The organism is Litoreibacter ascidiaceicola, from assembly GCF_900129235.1.
GTDB lineage: Bacteria > Pseudomonadota > Alphaproteobacteria > Rhodobacterales > Rhodobacteraceae > Litoreibacter > Litoreibacter ascidiaceicola.
In genome coordinates, this window is the sequence record NZ_FQUV01000003.1 from 145,860 (window position 1) to 163,427 (window position 17,568).

Below are 17,568 nucleotides of genomic sequence, written 5' to 3' on the forward strand. Positions count from 1 at the left end.
TTTCATAGAAGGAGCATCTAACACCATGATCAGGCATATTCTCACTCCCTGCGGCGCTATTCTTGTGGCGATTTTGGCAACCGTTCAGGTGTCCAACGTAAGCGCTCAAACCGCACCGTATGCCAATCCGGAGGTCATCGCCGAGGGCAAGCTGATTTACGATGGGGCCTGTGCCTCGTGCCACGGAGGCGATCTGGAAGGACAACCTAACTGGCGGCAACGCGGTGCCAATGGACGGCTGCCCGCACCACCGCATGACATCACGGGCCACACGTGGCACCACGCAGACGAGCAACTGTTCGCGATCACAAAATACGGGACGGAGGCGCTAGTCGGTGGGGATTACAAAAGTGACATGCGCGGGTTTGAGGGTGAATTGACGGATGCACAGATCAAGGCGGTCCTCGCTTATATCAAGAGTACATGGCCTGAGGATATCCAAGAACGACATAGCGCGATGAGCCGTTAGGGGTGGCTTTGCAAATACGGCATCGGCTAGGGTCCGGTGGAATGGAGATTTTACTATGGCGATGAAGATTCGAGCGGTCGCCGCAGGTGACCGGAAGTCTTGGGGCGCACTCTATAAAGGGTATGCCGCGTTCTACGGGGTCGCGCAGACTGACGACATGCGTGACCGAGTCTGGGAATGGCTGATGGACTCCGACCATGAGGTCAACGGATTTGTAGCTGAGGTGGATGGCGCGCTTGTAGGGTTGGCCCATTACCGGCCTTTTGCGCGGCCGCTGGCAGCGGGGACGGGCGGGTTTCTGGATGATTTGTTTGTGAATCCTGACGCGCGAGGCCTGAAGGTGGGCGAGGCGCTAATTTCCGCCGTGCAGGCTGAGGGTCGCAATCGTGGTTGGGGCGTCGTTCGCTGGATCACCGCGGATGACAATTACCGCGCACGTGGATTATACGACCGACTGGCGACGCGCACCGGTTGGGTGACGTATGATCTGGATGTTGACGGCGAAACGGTCTGAAACGAAAAACGCCGGAGCGATGCCCCGGCGTTTTGTCTTATTCAGTGACTTCGCGTTCCCGTTCGCGGGTGAAGCTCATGTCGCCTTCCCGTGGCGGGCGGCCTATCACCTCGCGCAGCTCGTCGAGTTCGATGAAATTGTCGGCCTGACGGCGCAGTTCATCAGAGATCATTGGCGGGTTGGAGCGGATCGTCGACACGACCGACACACGCACGCCTTTGCGCTGGATTGCTTCGATCAAGGGGCGGAAGTCGCCATCGCCCGAAAAGATCACGATGTGATCGACATGCGGGGCGAGTTCCATGGCATCGACAGCAAGTTCGATATCCATGTTGCCTTTGACCTTACGACGACCTTCACGGTCGGTGTATTCCTTGGCCGGTTTGGTGACCATGGTGAAGCCGTTGTAATGCAGCCAGTCCACAAGCGGACGAATGGGCGAATAATCGTCATTCTCGAGTAGGGCTGTATAGTAGAATGCGCGTAGCATTTTGCCGCGACGCATGAACTCATGTCTCAGGAGTTTATAGTCAATATCAAACCCCAAAGACTTGGCTGCGGCATATAGATTCGACCCGTCTATAAACAGTGCCAGCCTTTCGTCTTTGTAAAACATCAAATGTCCTTCCGATAATCGCTCAGCCTGTTTAATAGTCCCCGAGTGAAGGGCGCAGGCGTACGCGCTTCAGCAAACATAAGGAAAAAAGCTTATGCCGCAACCCACGGGGGGTCACAAAGGGCTGATAATAGCCCATGTTGCGCTGGGTAGTAACGCGACGTCAAGCTCTGGATCACCGGAATTCACCCTGCGCGACGTGAAACAAGCAATTTCTTGCGACTCAGTTAACGTGCTGGCGGAAAGTCGCTTTTTCCGAAGCCCCGCGTTTCCGGTAGGCAGCGGGCCGAACTATGTGAACGCCGCCATAACCCTCGAGACCAGCCTGTCTGCAGACGCTCTTTTGGCGTATTTACACCGCGTTGAGGCTGTTTTCGGACGGGTGCGCGAGGCGCGGTGGGCCGCACGGACACTTGATCTTGATCTGCTGGATTATGGAGGCAGGATACTCCCAGATGCCGCGACAGTGACGCATTGGGTTGATCTGCCGTTGGAGCGTCAAAAGAAGGATGCGCCGGACCGTCTGATTTTGCCGCATCCCAGGATTCAGGACCGCGCATTTGTATTGATTCCATTGGCTGATATTGCGCCTGATTGGGTGCATCCTTTAAGCGGTCGTAGCCTTGCAGATATGTTATCAGCCTTGCCGGATGCGGAAAAAGGCACGATTTGCCCTCTGTGAAGGCCAAATTTGCGGGTTTTGAGGTTGTATTCGTCCTGTAACGGTCCTAATTGTGCCGTCTGACATCCCCTGTGAATGACTGGAGTCCCCCATGGCCCGCGTGACGGTTGAAGATTGCGTAGACAAAGTACCTAACCGCTTTGAACTGGTTATGCTTGCGTCCCATCGTGCCCGTGAGATTGCGGCCGGCGGCGCGCTCACTATTGATCGTGATAACGACAAGAACCCTGTCGTATCACTGCGCGAGATTGCGGAAGAGACCCAGACTGCTGACGAGTTGCGCGAGCGCATGATCGAAAGCAACCAGACACAGATCGAAGTGGACGAGCCTGAAGAAGACGCCATGGCGCTTCTCATGGGTGTTGAGCAGGACAAACCTGCCGATGACGACATGTCCGAAGAGAAGCTGTTGCGGGCCTTGATGGAAGCACAAGGGCCAAAGTAAGGCTCTACAAAATTGGCGGCGGACCAACGGATGATTTCTGACAGCGACCTGATCGCAATGGTCCGCGCCTACAATCCGAACACCAACGAAGCCCTGATCCGGGATGCTTATGCCTACGGTGCGAAAATGCACGAAGGGCAGACGCGGCATTCCGGCGAGCCATATTTCTCCCATCCTGTTGAAGTTGCCGCCCTGCTGACCGAGCGTTGGCTGGATGATGCAACGATCGTCACAGCATTGCTGCATGACACGATTGAAGACACGGGATCGACCTATTCCGAGGTGGAACGCCGCTTTGGCTCCGAGATCGCGGAACTGGTGGATGGCGTCACCAAACTGACCAATCTGGAATTGAACTCGACCGAGACCAAGCAGGCGGAAAACTTTCGCAAGCTATTTATGGCGATGTCCAAGGACCTTCGGGTCATTTTGGTGAAACTTGCAGACCGTCTGCATAATATGCGCACGATCAAACACATGCGCCCGGACAAGCAGATTCAGAAGGCCCGCGAGACAATGGATATCTACGCGCCTTTGGCAGGGCGGATGGGGATGCATTGGATGCGCGAAGAGCTGGAAGACCTAGCGTTTCGCGTCCTGAACCCGGATGCGCGGGCGTCAATTATCCGGCGCTTCATCACACTACAAAAAGAGACGGGCGATGTTGTCCCGAAAATCACCGAAGACATCCGCACCGAGTTGGCCCGCGCGAATATTGAAGGCAAGGTGTTTGGGCGCGCCAAGAAACCCTATTCCATCTGGCGCAAGATGGAGGAGAAGAAGCAAAGCTTCTCACGTCTGTCCGACATCTATGGCTTCCGCGTCATCGCCAATTCCGAGGATGATTGCTACCGTGCCTTGGGGGTTTTGCACCGCCGCTGGCGCTCGGTGCCCGGACGCTTCAAGGACTATATCAGCCAGCCAAAGACTAATGGTTACCGTTCGATCCACACGACCGTATCGGGGCGCGACGGCAAACGCGTAGAAATCCAGATTCGAACCCGCCAGATGCATGATGTTGCCGAGGCCGGTGTCGCCGCACATTGGGCGTATCGTGACGGAGAGCGGGTCGAAAACCCGTTTGCCGTCGACCCGTCCACTTGGGTGTCTTCGATGACAGAGCGGTTCGATCAAGCCGACGACCATGACGATTTTCTCGAGCATGTGAAATTGGAGATGTATTCGGACCAAGTGTTCTGTTTCACTCCGAAAGGCGAGGTGATCAAACTTCCGCGGGGTGCAACACCGCTAGACTATGCCTATGCGATCCACACCCGGATCGGGCATAGCTGCGTCGGGGCGAAGGTTGATGGATTGCGGGTGCCGCTTTGGACACGGTTGCGCAACGGGCAATCGGTTGAAATCATCACCGCCGAAGGGCAAAAGCCGCAGCCGACATGGATCGACATTGCGGTCACCGGGCGGGCGAAATCGGCAATTCGCAAATCCCTGCGTGAAGAGCATCGTGACCGCTATATCAAGCTGGGTCGTGAATTGACCCGCGTGGCGTTTGAACATGTCGGCAAGAAGGCATCGGATAAGGCGTTAGAGACTGCCGCGAAGGAGTTGAGCCTGACCGACGCGTCTCAATTGCTGGAATATGTTGGCTCGACCGAGTTGTCGGCACGCGAAGTTGTGACCGCGCTGTATCCAGAACTCGCGAGCAAGGCGGATATGGAGCCCGCGGATAATGAACGCCCCGTTGTCGGCCTGCCCGAGGGTGTTCAGGTCAAACGCGCTGCTTGTTGCCAGGCCGTGCCGGGAGAGCGGATTGTCGGGATCAAGTACAAGGGTGAGGGGGTGTTTGTTCACGCCATCGCCTGCGACGCGCTCGTCGAGTTGGAGGACCAGCCAGAGCGCTGGCTTGATATTCGCTGGCATTCTGGCCGACACGCGGCAACCAATACGGTTACTCTGGCGTTAACGATTGGCAATAGCTTTGGGGTTCTGGGACGTATTTGCACATTGATCGGGGAGCAGAAGGCGAATATTTCGGACATGCATTTTATCGACCGCAAGCCGGACTATTTCCAGTTATTGATGGATGTCGACGTCAGGGATTCCGAGCATCTGCACGGGGTCATGACCGCTATCGAGGCAGATAGTGACGTGGCTGGGTTGGAACGGCACCGAGATTTGAGCCGCAAACCGTAACGAGTGGCCCCGAAACAATGGGGCGGAGAGGTGAAAGACCAGACGTGTTCAAACGCCGAACGCCAAAAAGCTGGGCCCTGTGGGCGTGGCATTTGATCTGGCCGCAAGGTGGCTGGGGGCGGGCGTTCGGGTATGTTAAACACCGCGTTCGTCGCTTGCCTGATGCGCCTCACCGTATTTCGCGGGGCATTTTCGCGGGTGTGTTTACAACTTTCACCCCATTTTACGGCTTTCATTTTTTCATCGCGGCCTTCATCGCAAAAGTCATGCGTGGCAACATTCTGGCCGCGTTGATGGCGACCTTTTTTGGCAACCCGCTCACATACTTGCCGATTGGCGTCGTGTCGCTAAAGACAGGCCACTTCTTGCTTGGCACCGAGTTTGAGCCGGACATGAACCTCGCTCGGCGGTTCGCGGGTGCCTGGCGTGACTTGAAAGATAACTTCTGGGCGATGTTTACCGATGACGTGGCCCATTGGGATCGACTGGCCGGCTTTTATAACGAGGTGTTCCTTCCCTATATGGTGGGTGGGCTCATTCCCGGTGTGATTGCGGGGACTATCGCCTACTATCTCAGCGCTCCGGTGATTGCGGCGTATCAGAACCGCCGTAAGGGGCGGATCAAGGCAAAGCTGGAAGAAATCCGGCTCCGCAAGGCGGCCAAGAAAGCTGAAGACAGTCGCTCACAATAAGCGATGTTGAGCTTGCCGCGCGTTGTCCTATGATCTGAGGTGAAGAGCCATCTCCAAAGGACTGCACCGATGACCAACAAGCTCCGCCTTGGCGTGAATATCGACCACGTTGCAACAGTTCGAAATGCCCGCGGTGGCGACAATCCTGATCCGGTTCGCGCCGCGCTAATGGCGCAAGAGGCAGGAGCGGACGGGATCACTGCGCATCTGCGTGAAGATCGCCGCCACATCCGCGACGCTGACATGGCTGCAATCAAAGACGCGATTTCTGTTCCGCTGAATTTTGAGATGGCGGCGACGGACGAGATGCAGAAACTTGCGTTGGCGACCGAGCCGCATGCGGTTTGCCTTGTACCGGAACGGCGCGAAGAGAGAACAACGGAAGGTGGGCTTGACGTTGCAGGCGACGACAATCGGCTGGCAGCTTATATCTCTCCCTTCAAGAATGCAGGTATCCGGGTGTCCCTGTTTATCGGGTCCGACGAGCGGCAGGTCCGCGCCGCAGCACGAATTGGCGCGGACATAATCGAGCTGCACGCGGGCAGCTATTGCGACGCCCATGCCGAAGGGCGCTTTGATGCACGGGATGCGGAGTTCGTGCGATTGCGCGACATGGCCAAACTCGCGCATTCGTTGGGCCTTGAGGTTCATGCAGGGCATGGCTTCACCTTTGACAGCGTGAAACCGGTTGCGGCTTTGCCGGAAATTGTGGAGCTGAATATCGGACATTTCCTGATTGGAGAGGCGATATTCACGGGACTGGCCCCCGCAATCAAGGAAATGCGCCGTCTGATGGACGAGGCGCGCGCGTGACGGGTTTCGAATTTGCCTTGCTGCTTTTGGCGTGGGCAATTGGCGGGGCTTCTCCAGGGCCTGCAACGCTGGCGATTGCGGGCACTTCTATGGAACGCGGTCGTGCAGCGGGATTGGCAGTTGCTGCTGGTATCGTTTGCGGCTCCGCGACTTGGGGCGTTGCGGCTGCCCTGGGGATGAGCGCATTGATGCTTGCGAATGCGTGGCTGGTGGAAGTGCTGCGTTACGTGGGCGCCGCTTATTTGATGTATTTGGGCTTTAAAGCGCTTCGCTCCGGTCTGTCAGATAAGCCGTTGGCGAAGGTTCAGGCCAAGCGCGGCGGGCTGCGCTCGGTCTATTTGAAGGGGCTGCTACTGCATCTTACAAATCCCAAGGCAGTCTTTGGCTGGGGTGCTATCTTTGCCATTGCAGTGCCGCCGGGATCCGACCCTCGGGCGGTATGGGAGACTTTCGGCGCATTGTTCATCGTGTCCAACTTGGTGTTTTTCGGCTACGCGCTGCTGTTTTCAACGGCGGCGTTCATCCGTGGCTATCAGAAGCTGCGGAGGTGGTTTGAAATCAGCTTTGGTCTTATGTTCGGGCTTGCGGGTTTGAAAATTCTAACAGCGAGGCTGACATGAAACGATTTCTAAGCGCGATAATGCTCGGGTTGCTCACACTGCCGGCATCCGCCCAAGAGGTACGCCCGTGTGACGAATTAGCCCGCGTAGATGCAATTGGCGAGCCTTGGGCGGCCTATACACAAACCTTCGCTGGCAACCGCGTACGGCTTGTTGTGATCGACACGTTGGAACCCGCGGCGGCGGCGTTTCAACTGCTCATCCTCTCCCCGCCGTTTGATGAAGTAGGTGGCCGCCAGTGCATGATGGTCGGCAGTAGCGGCAGCTTGGGTTTTGGCGCCATGACGTTGGAGGGATTGGACAGCAGCTACGATCCCGCCAAAGGACTTACTTGGGGCGTAAAGGTGAAGACCTACAACGCGAGCACCGGCGGGTTCGATGACAAGGTATTGAATGTGACGCTGAACCAGTCCACTGGCGCAATCACGGCGGGGTTCTGATGATCCTTGGGATCGGGACGGATTTGGCCAATATCGAACGGATCGAAGGCACGCTGGCGCGGTTCGGCGACCGGTTTCGCAATCGCGTGTTCACGGACATCGAGCAACGAAAAGCCGAGCGGCGCAAGGATGTGGCCGGAACCTATGCCAAACGGTGGGCTGCAAAGGAGGCGTGTTCCAAAGCATTGGGAACAGGTCTTCGCATGGGAATTTCGTGGAAAGACATGGCGGTGAGCAATCTTCGCACAGGGCAACCAGTTATGGAGGTCACCGGATGGGCGGCGGAACGATTGCGCGAAATGACGCCTGACGGATACGAGGCTGTTATCCACGTCACATTGACCGACGATCACCCTTGGGCGCAGGCCTTTGTCGTGATCGAAGCGCGGCCCATCGCGGTGGCAGCGGCTTGACTCCGACCCCCGCTGGTCGCATGTAGCACCCAACCTTTAAAAAGAGAATATTGATGGCACGCAGCAGTGACAAAGAGCCGGAAGGCATCATGGAAACCGTTAAGACTGTGGTCTACGCGTTGGCAATTGCCGCGGTGTTCCGCACGTTGTTTTTCCAGCCGTTCTGGATCCCGTCAGGCTCTATGAAGGACACGTTGCTGGTTGGTGACTTTCTGTTCGTCAACAAGATGGCCTATGGCTACTCCAAGTATAGCTGTCCGTTCGGCGTTTGCCCGATCCCTGACCGCCTGTTCGGCGACGAGCCGGAACGCGGCGACGTGGTGGTGTTCCGGCATCCCGTCAGCGGGCAGGATTACATCAAGCGTCTGATCGGCCTGCCGGGTGACAAGGTGCAGGTAAAGAACGGGGTTCTGTTCTTGAACGGCCAAGCGCAAAAGCAAGTGCCGACTGATCCGTTTGTCGAGACCTATGAGGCTCAAGGTTCGGTTGGTGGCTTCCCGGCGTGCAGCAATGGTGCAGTCGGTATTGGTGGCGAATGCGAGAAAGAGCGCGCGATGGAGACGCTGGAGGGCGGTGTGACACATGCGATCCTGAACATTCGTGACGGGTTGGGCGCGGATAACACACCTGTGTTCGATGTGCCGGAAGGGCATTTCTTCTTCATGGGGGACAACCGCGACAACTCCATCGACAGCCGTTTTGCACAAGCTGGCGGTGGTGTCGGCATGGTGCCGTTTGCCAATCTTCTGGGCCGTGCAGATCGCGTAATCTTCTCGTCTGCAGGCTCACGTATGTTATATTTCTGGACCTGGCGCGGCGACCGGTTCTTCAAAGCGATTGAGTAGGCCCGCGATGAAACTGTCGGCAGAGCTTTCGGCTTTTTGTGACCGGATCGGATACCGGTTTCAGCAGCCCGAGCTTCTGGTGCGCGCGCTGACCCATGGTTCGATTTCGTCGACCACGCGCCCCGACAACCAGCGGTTAGAGTTCTTGGGCGACCGCGTGCTTGGCCTTGTTATGGCCGAGGCTTTGCTGGACGCTGACACAGAAGCGACCGAGGGGATTTTAGCCCCGCGTTACAATGCGTTGGTGCGTAAAGAGACCTGTGCTGCTGTCGCGCGGGACATTGAACTTGGCGCGGTGCTGAAGTTGGGTAAGTCGGAAATGGTATCGGGAGGCCGCCGCAAAGAGGCGTTGCTGGGCGATGGGATGGAAGCACTGATCGCTGCCGTGTACCGCGACGGCGGGTTCGCCGCGGCCCGTGACCTGATACTTAGACTTTGGGGTCAACGGGTTCACGAAGTCGAAGAAGATGCCCGCGACCCGAAAACAGCCCTGCAGGAATTTGTGCAAGCGCGCGGCGAGACCACACCAATATATGAGATCATCAAGCGCGAAGGCCCCGACCACGCGCCGGAATTTACCATCGCGGTAACACTCGCCTCAGGCGAGCGCGCCGAAGCGAAGGCAGGGGCCAAGAGGCAAGCGGAACAGGCTGCGGCCAAGGCGCTTTTGGAAAGGCTGGAATTATGACCGAGGCAACGCGCGCGGGCTTCATCGCGCTGATCGGAGAGCCGAACGCCGGCAAATCGACGCTGCTCAACCGCATGGTCGGCGCGAAAGTGTCGATCGTTACGCACAAGGTTCAAACGACGCGCGCGCGTATCCGCGGCGTGGCGATGGAAGGGCAGGCGCAACTGGTGTTTGTGGACACCCCCGGCCTGTTCCGGCCCCGCCGCCGGTTGGACCGCGCGATGGTCGCCGCCGCTTGGTCTGGCGCGTCGGACGCGGATATCGTCGTGCTGCTTGTCGAAGCGCATCGGGGTATCACCGAAGGCGTCGGCGCCATTCTGGACGGGTTGGCGGAGCGCACCAGCGGTGCGCCGGTGGTTCTAGCAATCAACAAGATCGACCGCGTGAAGTCGGACGTGCTGCTTGGATTGACCAAGGAATTGAATGACCGTTTCGCGTTTGAAGAGACGTTTATGATTTCCGCCGAGAAGGGCCATGGGGTCGACGCGTTGCGGCAGTGGCTTGCAGGTAAAGTGCCGGAAGGTCCTTGGCTGTACCCTGAAGACCAATTGGCCGATGCGCCGATGCGCCAGATTGCCGCCGAGATTACCCGCGAGAAACTAACCCTGCGTCTGCATCAGGAATTGCCCTATCAGATGACTGTCGAGACAGAGAACTGGGAGGAGCAGAAAGATGGTTCTGCCCGTATCGAGCAACTCATCTATGTGATCAGAGATGGCCACAAGGGCATCGTTCTGGGTGCCAAGGGCGAGACAATCAAAGCAGTGGGCAAAGCTGCTCGCGAGGAATTGGTTGAGTTTCTAGGCCGCAAGGTTCACCTGTTTTTGCAGGTGAAGGTGCGACCCGGCTGGCTGGAGGAAAGCGAACGCTACTCCGAGATGGGCTTGGATTTCAAAGACGGTAATGAGTAATCGCCTAACAACAGATTTCTGGGTTTCGGCCTACCTGAACCGCTTGCGGCTGGCCAATATTCCGGCCTTTGTAACTTCCAAGGGTGATCCGACAGCGGGCGTCGTCATGGTCAAGTTGAACACGCTGGATGGGCAGGCGGTTGCCTATCAACGGTCTTTTGATCTGATGAGCGGCGAGCGGGCTTGGATTGTCTTGAGCGAAGGTGAAGAGCGACAGGTCGACGAGGCCATCACCAAACAATTGAGTTTCGACCCTGATCTATGGGTGATCGAAGTCGAGGACAAATTGGGTCGGCATCTTTTGGACCAAGAAGGCCTAACTTAACGGAGTGTGAATGATGGATTGGCGGAGCCAAGGGGTCTTGCTATCAGCGCGCCGCCACGGCGAGCACGCAGCCATCATTGATGTCTTTACTCCTGACTATGGCCGGCATGCAGGTGTCGTGCGCGGAGGTGCGGGGCGTAAAATGGCCCCGATATTGCAACCCGGAGCGCAGTTGGATGTCTCGTGGCGCGCGCGTCTTGAAGGGCATTTGGGGGCGTTTACCGTGGAGCCGGTTAAATCCCGCGCGGCGGCAGTCATGGGAGACCGCAAAGCCTTAGCGGGGCTGAATGCGCTCTGTGGGTTACTGCAATTCGCACTCGCGGAACGTGACCCCCACCCCGAACTCTACGATCGAACTTTGTTGGTGTTCGACCTTCTGGGAGAAAGTGATGCGTGGCCGCTCGCCTATGTGCAGTGGGAACTGGCGTTGTTGGAGGAGTTGGGTTTCGGGCTGGATCTGTCATCGTGTGCCGTGACGGGGTCCATGCAGGAGTTGATATATGTCTCGCCCCGAACTGGCCGTGCGGTGTCACGACAAGGAGCAGGAGAATGGGCGTCGCGCCTCCTGAACCTGCCGAACTGTTTGCGAGGTGTCGGTGATGGATCGCTTGAGGGCGTGCCGGATGCGTTGGCGACGACCGGGCACTTTTTAACGACGTGGATGGCCCCGCAATTGGGTAACAAACCTTTACCGCCCGCGCGGGATCGATTGGTCGAGGCGCTGGGGGCTACTCGGACGTCTTAAAGATCATTTGATCGCCCGCGTCATTTGACAGGATGAGTGTTGCACCCGTTGCCTCGGACAAGGTCATCTTTCTTAGGGATTCAAAGAAGACACTTTCGGCTCGCATATCGGGGCAAGCGCGCTTTGTGCTAGCGACGCCATCGACAGAAAACCACGGATAGGGAGCGGTTTGCTTGCCGAAATAGCGGTTACAAGGACCGGAGCCCGCGATTTTTCCAGGCTGTGGAAAGGTGAGCGTGGCGCGGGCCTTGAACGCGGCACCGTTAATCGACTCGAGCTGCCAAACTGCACCGTCTTCTGCGTATCCGGAAATGGTTTCGTCCTTACAAGCGGCAAGTAAGATCAAGGCGATGAGTGCGAGCTGTTTCATGGGGCTCGGTCTAACAGGCCGCGCCCCATATGTTTAGTCACGTTTCTTAATCCAGCAGGCGACGGGCAATAACTTGCGCCTGAATTTCAGCAGCTCCCTCGAAAATGTTGAGGATACGGGCGTCACACAAGATGCGGCTGATCTTGTATTCCAGCGCGAAGCCGTTGCCGCCATGGATTTGCAGCGCGTTGTCGGCTGATGCCCACGCGACGCGAGCACCAAGCAGCTTGGCCATGCCCGCCTCCAGATCGCAGCGGCGGTCGTGGTCTTTCTCGTCCGCCGAGAAATACGTCAACTGCCGCGCGACCATGGTTTCGACCGCCATCATGGCGATTTTGCCGGACACGCGCGGAAACTCGATCAGCGACTTGCCAAATTGCTTGCGGTCGTTGGCGTACTGCATGGCGACGTCGATGGCTGACTGCGCCACACCAATCGCGCGTGCTGCGGTCTGGATGCGCGCGCTCTCGAAGGTTTGCATCAACTGTTTGAATCCTTGGCCTTCCGCACCGCCCAACAGGTTTTCGCCTTTGACGTGGAAATTATCGAAGGCTAGTTCGTATTCCTTCATGCCGCGATAGCCGAGCACCTCGATTTCGCCACCGGTCATGCCGTCGGTCGGGAACGGGTTCGCATCGTCGCCGGGCGTTTTTTCAGCGATGAACATGGACAGGCCCTTATAGTTGGTCGTGTCCGGGTCGGTGCGCGCCAACAATGTCATGAAATGCGTGCGAGCGGCGTGGGTGATCCATGTTTTGTTGCCGGTGACTTTATAGTCATCACCATCCTTGACTGCGCGGGTGCGCAACGCGCCTAGGTCGGAGCCGGTGTTTGGCTCGGTAAACACGGCAGTTGGCAAGGTTTCGGCGGAGGCAAGTTTGGGCAGCCACTTTTCTTTCTGCGCGTCGGTGCCGCCGCACAAGATCAACTCTGCCGCGATTTCGGAGCGGGTGCCGAGGGACCCCACGCCGATATAGCCGCGCGATAGTTCTTCGGAGACAACGACCATGGAGGCTTTGGAAAGCCCGAACCCGCCATACTCTTCGGGGATCGTCAGGCCGAAGACGCCCATTTCTGCCAGTTCCTCGATGATCTCCATCGGGATCAGCTCGTCCTTGAGGTGCCAGTCATGCGCAAAGGGTTCGACCTTTTCTACGGAAAAGCGGCGGAACTGTTCGCGGATCATTTCGAGTTCGTCATCAAGGCCAGAAGCGCCTGTGATGATTTCCGCGGAGCGTTCCTGCATCAATTCCACAAGGCGCGTACGTGCGGCTTGTGTATTAGCCGTGCGGGCGAGGGCTGTGATCTCGACCGTGATGGCGCTGTTCTGGTCGTCTTGCGACAGACCAATATCTTGCAGTCGCAGAATTTCACCCTGTGACATGGGAATGCCACCTTGGATTTGACCAAGATACTCGCCAAAGGCGATCTGGTGAATCAGCTGTTCAACCTCGGAAAATTTGCCCTCGGCGGTTAGTTTTTCAGCCCATTTTTGCATCTGGGTCAGGGACTGCACATAGGTGGCAAGCCATGCAAGCCCGTGTGCAGCGGTTTGATTTTGCTCTAGTAAAGCTGCTGAAATACGTCCGTTTTCAGTGACTTGCGCCCGCACAGCTTCTTTCGCCTTATTGAGCAATTCGCTGATTGGGCCAAGGGAGGCTGCTGTGAATGTTAGCAGATCCGGCAGAACCGACTGGGTTGGGGTCGCAAGGGTCATATCCTGTCCATCATGGGCCATGTCTCGAATCCTTTATAAAGCTTTTCACTGAAATAATCCTTTTGCAGGTGCAGCGCAACTTTGATGCGTGAAAATGTAGGCCGAAGAACGAAAATGTCGCGAAGTTTAATTTGATGCGTTTGTAAAATTGGCAGGCTACCAAAGCTTATGGATTTGTTTTCCTCGATCATTTCGCCGGAGCTTTTGATACTGGCCATGTTTATTGGCATACTTTCCGGTTTCGTGAAGGGTGTCGTGGGTTTTGCCATGCCGACGATATTCATCTCGGGCCTCAGCACCTTCTTATCACCAGAGTTGGCCTTGGCAGGGCTGATCCTGCCCACGGTGGCGACCAATGGCATTCAGGCCTTGCGGCAGGGCGCGCGGGCGGCATGGACATCTCTTACCCATTACAAACTGTTTTTGGGTGTTGGTGCAGTCATGCTGGTTCTCAGCGCTCAATTGGTGACGATGATCCCGTCGAATATCCTCTATTTTGCCATCGGCTTGCCGGTGGCCGGCTTTACTGCGGTGCAGTTGCTGGGTTGGAACCCGACTTTGGCCCGTCGCAACGGTGGGATTGAGGCAGCCGTTGGTGCCTTCGCCGGTTTTGTTGCGGGGCTGTCAGGTATCTGGGGGCCGCCGACTGTATTATACCTGACGGCGGTCAACACTCCCAAGCAGGAGCAAATGCGCGTTCAGGGTGTGGTATTTGGACTTGGCGCGGTCATGCTTTTGGCAGCGCATTTGCAATCAGGGGTTTTGCGGGCGGAAACACTACCGTTTTCAGCGGTATTGATCCCGCCCGCACTTATTGGCATCTGGCTGGGGTTTAAGGTGCAGGACCGAATTGATCAGGCCACGTTTCGCAAAGTGACGTCGTGGGTGTTGCTTTTGGCTGGCCTCAACCTGATCCGGCGCGGGGTGATGGGTTAGGATAGCAATGCGCCCGAACAATAGCTCGACAGGTTTGGAATGTGCGACGGGTCGACGACCTTGAAATTCACCGAGTAGAGTAGGGTGCCTTGGTGACTGGCCTGCAGTGCCCAGTCCCCTGCCACCATTTCGAACGGGAACTCGAACATGAAGAAGTTCAGGTTGGAGGCGTGCGGTAGCAAATCGCTTTGCCAGCTTTCTTCGGTCACATCGGTGCCGATATAGGGGGGGTGAAAAACAGAGATTTCCACGTCCCGTAGTTCCGTGCCTTCCGGTAACTGCACATCTACGCCAAATCCAATGCCTTTGGAGAGCGGAACGATCTGGGTTGTGTGCTCGATCCGCTGTCGCTGGTCGCGTTGGGTGATGAAGCCCAAATGTGTGTCCGGAGCGGCGAGCTTCTTAGCGGTGCCTGAAGGGCAAACCAGTCCATAGTCAATTCTGGACAAGATGCGCTCATCAAAAATCAGGTCAGGCGCAACACTGTCCAAGTGCTGCGCCTGTGCCGGAGTATTCAGGCTCAGAAGGCTGATCGTTACGACCGCGTTGAGCAAGGTGCGGATCATCCGATCGCGGCGTCTTTCACGTCGTCATCAATGAACGGGACGTATTGACCGAAGTTTTCGGCAAACATTTCCACCAGCTTCGCGGCTTGAGCGTCATACTCAGACTCTTTGTCCCATGTGCTGCGTGGATCAAGAAGCCGATTGTCGACGCCATCGCAGGTGACCGGAACCTCAAAGCCGAAATTAGGGTCTTTACGGAACTCACCTTCGTTCAAGGAGCCGTTCAGGGCTGCAGTGAGCAGGGCACGGGTTGCGCGGATCGGCATGCGCGAGCCTGTGCCATACGCACCACCGGTCCAGCCGGTGTTGACCAACCAGCAAGATGCGCCGTGCTGAGCGATTTTTTCGCGCAGCAAGTTGCCGTAAACTTCTGGGCGGCGGGGCATAAAAGGCGCACCGAAGCAGGTGGAGAATGTGGGCTCCGGCTCGGTCACACCGCGCTCCGTGCCGGCGACCTTTGAGGTAAATCCTGACAGGAAGTGATACATTGCCTGCGCTGGCGTCAGACGCGCGATGGGTGGCAATACGCCAAATGCATCGCAGGTCAGCATGATGATATTCTTGGGGTTGCCGCCAAGCGCCGTGTCGGAGGCGTTGGAGATATAGGGCAGCGGATAGGCGCAACGCATGTTCGCGGTCAGACTGTCGTCTTCAAAGTCCAACTCTTTGGTGTCTTTGTCGAACACCATGTTCTCGATCACAGTACCGAATTTCTCGGTTGTAGCGTAGATCTCTGGTTCAGCCTCTGCAGACAGGGAGATCGTCTTGGCATAGCAACCACCTTCAAAGTTGAAGATGCCGCGATCGGACCAGCCGTGCTCGTCATCGCCAATCAGCGTGCGGGACGGATCGGCTGACAGCGTGGTTTTACCGGTGCCTGACAGTCCGAAGAACACGGCCGCATCTGCGGGGTTGTTGTGGGCATGGTTGGCCGAGCAGTGCATCGGCATGATGTTTTTCTCGGGCAACAGATAGTTGAGCAGCGAGAAGACGGATTTCTTGTTCTCGCCTGCATAAGCCGTGCCACCGATCAGGATCAGCTTCTTGTCGAAGTTCATTGCAATTACTGTCTCGGAGCGGCACCCGTGGCGCGCTGGATCAGCCTGAAAGCTCGGGCAATTGATGACAGTGAACTCCGGGACGAATGTCGCCAGTTCCTCTGCTTCTGGGCGTCGCAGCAGGTGGCGGATGAATAGGCCGTGCCATGCCAGCTCGGTAACGACGCGAACGTCGAGGCGGTGAAGCGGGTCGGCCCCACCAAACAAATCCTGCACGAAATAGTCGCCACCCTTCATATGCTCGATCATGTCGGCATACAGAACGTCAAAGGCTTGCGGCTCCATCGGGGCATTATTTTCCCACCAGATGGTGTTCTCAACCGACGGGGTCCGCACAACAAACTTATCTTTTGGAGAGCGACCGGTGTGTTTGCCGGTGGTCACCAGGAACGAGCCACCTTTGCCCAAAGTGCCCTCGTTGCGTTTGAGGGCCTCTTCGACCAAAGCAGGCTCCAGATAGTTATAGAAGACGCTCCCAAGGCCGGAAATACCCTGTTGGTCCAACATTTGAGCTGGATTGACGCGTCCTGTGATCATGAGCTTGCTCCTGTAGCGAGAAATTCCCGCGCATCTTTAGGTCCGAACGGGTCCTGTGTCCGTCGGCGTCACCCCGACGAGGTGATTAATCTCCGTATACCACGTCGGTTTTGGGAGGAAACCGGTCGGGCGCGACGTGATAGCGTTATCATTGGCATAAGGTGCGGCATATTAGTCAAACATTAGGGGGTAATTGCCTAAATGAGGATGGACAGGCCTTGATTCGCCACAATTTCATTGATTCCGCAGGGCCAAGAGCCGATGGTAAGAAAAAAATAAGAGCAACGAGCAGTAAAAAGGGGCCACCCAATGTCAAAAATCGCGTTGGTGGACGACGACAGGAACATCCTGACGTCCGTTCAAATGACTCTTGAGGCCGAAGGCTTTGAGGTAGAAACTTACAACGATGGTCAAAGCGCGCTGGACGCTTTCACCCGCAAAATGCCGGACATGGCAGTTCTCGACATTAAGATGCCGCGTATGGACGGCATGGATTTGTTGCAACGCTTGCGGCAAAAATCCGAAGTCCCGGTGATTTTCCTGACTTCAAAAGATGATGAGATCGATGAGGTTCTTGGCCTGCGTATGGGGGCTGACGACTATGTGCGGAAGCCATTTTCGCAACGCCTGCTGGTCGAACGTATCCGTGCAATCTTGCGCCGCAAAGAAGCGATTGCCAAAGATGATGCCGGTGAGGGCGAAGTCGCCCAAACCATGGTGCGCGGCGATCTGACAATGGATCCCCTGCGTCACACTGTGACGTGGAAGGGCAATGATGTGTCCCTGACCGTGACCGAATTCCTGCTGCTGCAGGCTTTGGCGCAGCGTCCGGGTTTCGTTAAATCGCGCGATCAGCTGATGGACGTGGCGTATGACGATCAGGTCTACGTCGACGATCGCACGATCGACAGCCACATCAAGCGTCTGCGCAAGAAGATGCGCACAGCCGATGATGAGTTCTCGGCGATTGAGACCCTCTACGGCATCGGTTACAGATACAACGAAGAGTAGC

22 protein-coding genes are annotated in these 17,568 nt (G+C 56.8%); 17 read left to right on the forward strand and 5 right to left on the reverse strand.

What is annotated here, in order from left to right; genetic code table 11:
* Window positions 1–25 precede the first annotated feature (25 nt).
* Complete coding sequence (locus BUB72_RS06770; RefSeq protein WP_073142071.1) at window positions 26–469, forward strand: c-type cytochrome; 444 nt, start codon at window positions 26–28, stop codon at window positions 467–469.
* Between the two features lie 55 nt (window positions 470–524).
* Window positions 525–983 carry a GNAT family N-acetyltransferase gene (locus BUB72_RS06775; RefSeq protein WP_073142074.1) on the forward strand — a complete coding sequence of 153 codons (459 nt, stop codon included), beginning with the start codon at window positions 525–527 and terminating at the stop codon, window positions 981–983.
* Between the two features lie 37 nt (window positions 984–1,020).
* On the opposite strand, the gene BUB72_RS06780 is transcribed toward BUB72_RS06775, so the two are convergent.
* Complete coding sequence (locus BUB72_RS06780; RefSeq protein WP_073142076.1) at window positions 1,021–1,599, reverse strand: LabA-like NYN domain-containing protein; 579 nt, start codon at window positions 1,597–1,599, stop codon at window positions 1,021–1,023.
* Between the two features lie 94 nt (window positions 1,600–1,693).
* On the opposite strand from BUB72_RS06780, the gene folK reads away from it, so the two are divergent.
* From folK to recO, 13 genes are all read left to right on the forward strand, one after another.
* Window positions 1,694–2,281, forward strand: coding sequence for a 2-amino-4-hydroxy-6-hydroxymethyldihydropteridine diphosphokinase (folK, locus tag BUB72_RS06785; protein WP_073142078.1), 588 nt, complete (start codon window positions 1,694–1,696; stop codon window positions 2,279–2,281).
* Window positions 2,282–2,372: 91 nt separating this feature from the next.
* Window positions 2,373–2,726: a DNA-directed RNA polymerase subunit omega gene (gene rpoZ / locus BUB72_RS06790; RefSeq protein WP_073142081.1), complete on the forward strand. Its 354-nt coding sequence runs from the start codon at window positions 2,373–2,375 to the stop codon at window positions 2,724–2,726.
* Between the two features lie 30 nt (window positions 2,727–2,756).
* A complete protein-coding gene (locus tag BUB72_RS06795; protein WP_073142083.1) occupies window positions 2,757–4,880 on the forward strand; it encodes a RelA/SpoT family protein in 2,124 nt (707 codons plus the stop codon).
* Window positions 4,881–4,897: 17 nt separating this feature from the next.
* Window positions 4,898–5,572, forward strand: a complete 675-nt coding sequence (locus BUB72_RS06800; RefSeq protein ID WP_073142085.1) for a DUF2062 domain-containing protein — start codon at window positions 4,898–4,900, stop codon at window positions 5,570–5,572.
* A gap of 69 nt (window positions 5,573–5,641) precedes the next feature.
* Entirely contained in the window at window positions 5,642–6,385 is a 744-nt protein-coding gene (locus BUB72_RS06805) for a pyridoxine 5'-phosphate synthase (RefSeq protein ID WP_073142088.1), read from the forward strand.
* Complete coding sequence (locus BUB72_RS06810) at window positions 6,382–7,005, forward strand: LysE family translocator (RefSeq protein ID WP_073142090.1); 624 nt, start codon at window positions 6,382–6,384, stop codon at window positions 7,003–7,005. Before BUB72_RS06805 ends, BUB72_RS06810 begins: the two co-directional genes overlap by 4 nt.
* Complete coding sequence (locus BUB72_RS06815) at window positions 7,002–7,445, forward strand: hypothetical protein (RefSeq protein ID WP_073142092.1); 444 nt, start codon at window positions 7,002–7,004, stop codon at window positions 7,443–7,445. Before BUB72_RS06810 ends, BUB72_RS06815 begins: the two co-directional genes overlap by 4 nt.
* Entirely contained in the window at window positions 7,445–7,858 is a 414-nt protein-coding gene (gene acpS, locus BUB72_RS06820) for a holo-ACP synthase (protein ID WP_073142095.1), read from the forward strand. The genes BUB72_RS06815 and acpS overlap by 1 nt, the downstream gene beginning before the upstream one ends.
* A 53-nt stretch (window positions 7,859–7,911) precedes the next feature.
* Complete coding sequence (gene lepB / locus BUB72_RS06825) at window positions 7,912–8,703, forward strand: signal peptidase I (RefSeq protein WP_073142097.1); 792 nt, start codon at window positions 7,912–7,914, stop codon at window positions 8,701–8,703.
* 7 nt (window positions 8,704–8,710) lie between these two features.
* On the forward strand, window positions 8,711–9,391 hold the full coding sequence (gene rnc / locus BUB72_RS06830) for a ribonuclease III (protein ID WP_073142099.1): 681 nt from the start codon (window positions 8,711–8,713) through the stop codon (window positions 9,389–9,391).
* Complete coding sequence (era, locus tag BUB72_RS06835; RefSeq protein ID WP_073142102.1) at window positions 9,388–10,302, forward strand: GTPase Era; 915 nt, start codon at window positions 9,388–9,390, stop codon at window positions 10,300–10,302. The genes rnc and era overlap by 4 nt, the downstream gene beginning before the upstream one ends.
* Entirely contained in the window at window positions 10,295–10,627 is a 333-nt protein-coding gene (locus BUB72_RS06840) for a DUF1491 family protein (protein ID WP_073142104.1), read from the forward strand. Before era ends, BUB72_RS06840 begins: the two co-directional genes overlap by 8 nt.
* Before the next feature lie 13 nt (window positions 10,628–10,640).
* Window positions 10,641–11,372, forward strand: coding sequence for a DNA repair protein RecO (gene recO, locus BUB72_RS06845; protein WP_073142934.1), 732 nt, complete (start codon window positions 10,641–10,643; stop codon window positions 11,370–11,372).
* Here the strand turns inward: recO and BUB72_RS06850 are convergent.
* Both BUB72_RS06850 and BUB72_RS06855 read right to left on the reverse strand, forming a co-directional pair.
* Window positions 11,356–11,742 carry an META domain-containing protein gene (locus BUB72_RS06850; protein ID WP_073142107.1) on the reverse strand — a complete coding sequence of 129 codons (387 nt, stop codon included), beginning with the start codon at window positions 11,740–11,742 and terminating at the stop codon, window positions 11,356–11,358. The genes recO and BUB72_RS06850 overlap by 17 nt on opposite strands.
* Before the next feature lie 46 nt (window positions 11,743–11,788).
* Entirely contained in the window at window positions 11,789–13,480 is a 1,692-nt protein-coding gene (locus tag BUB72_RS06855; protein WP_073142109.1) for an acyl-CoA dehydrogenase family protein, read from the reverse strand.
* Between the two features lie 147 nt (window positions 13,481–13,627).
* Between BUB72_RS06855 and BUB72_RS06860 the strand changes: the two genes are divergently transcribed.
* A complete protein-coding gene (locus tag BUB72_RS06860; RefSeq protein ID WP_073142111.1) occupies window positions 13,628–14,395 on the forward strand; it encodes a sulfite exporter TauE/SafE family protein in 768 nt (255 codons plus the stop codon).
* On the opposite strand, the gene BUB72_RS06865 is transcribed toward BUB72_RS06860, so the two are convergent.
* Together BUB72_RS06865 and BUB72_RS06870 are read right to left on the reverse strand one after the other, a co-directional pair.
* Entirely contained in the window at window positions 14,392–14,961 is a 570-nt protein-coding gene (locus tag BUB72_RS06865; RefSeq protein ID WP_073142113.1) for a DUF3859 domain-containing protein, read from the reverse strand. The two genes, BUB72_RS06860 and BUB72_RS06865, sit on opposite strands and share 4 nt — an antisense overlap.
* Window positions 14,958–16,556: a phosphoenolpyruvate carboxykinase gene (locus BUB72_RS06870; protein ID WP_073142115.1), complete on the reverse strand. Its 1,599-nt coding sequence runs from the start codon at window positions 16,554–16,556 to the stop codon at window positions 14,958–14,960. Before BUB72_RS06870 ends, BUB72_RS06865 begins: the two co-directional genes overlap by 4 nt.
* Window positions 16,557–16,865: 309 nt before the next feature.
* Between BUB72_RS06870 and BUB72_RS06875 the strand changes: the two genes are divergently transcribed.
* Complete coding sequence (locus tag BUB72_RS06875; protein WP_073142117.1) at window positions 16,866–17,567, forward strand: response regulator transcription factor; 702 nt, start codon at window positions 16,866–16,868, stop codon at window positions 17,565–17,567.
* Window position 17,568: the final 1 nt, after the last annotated feature.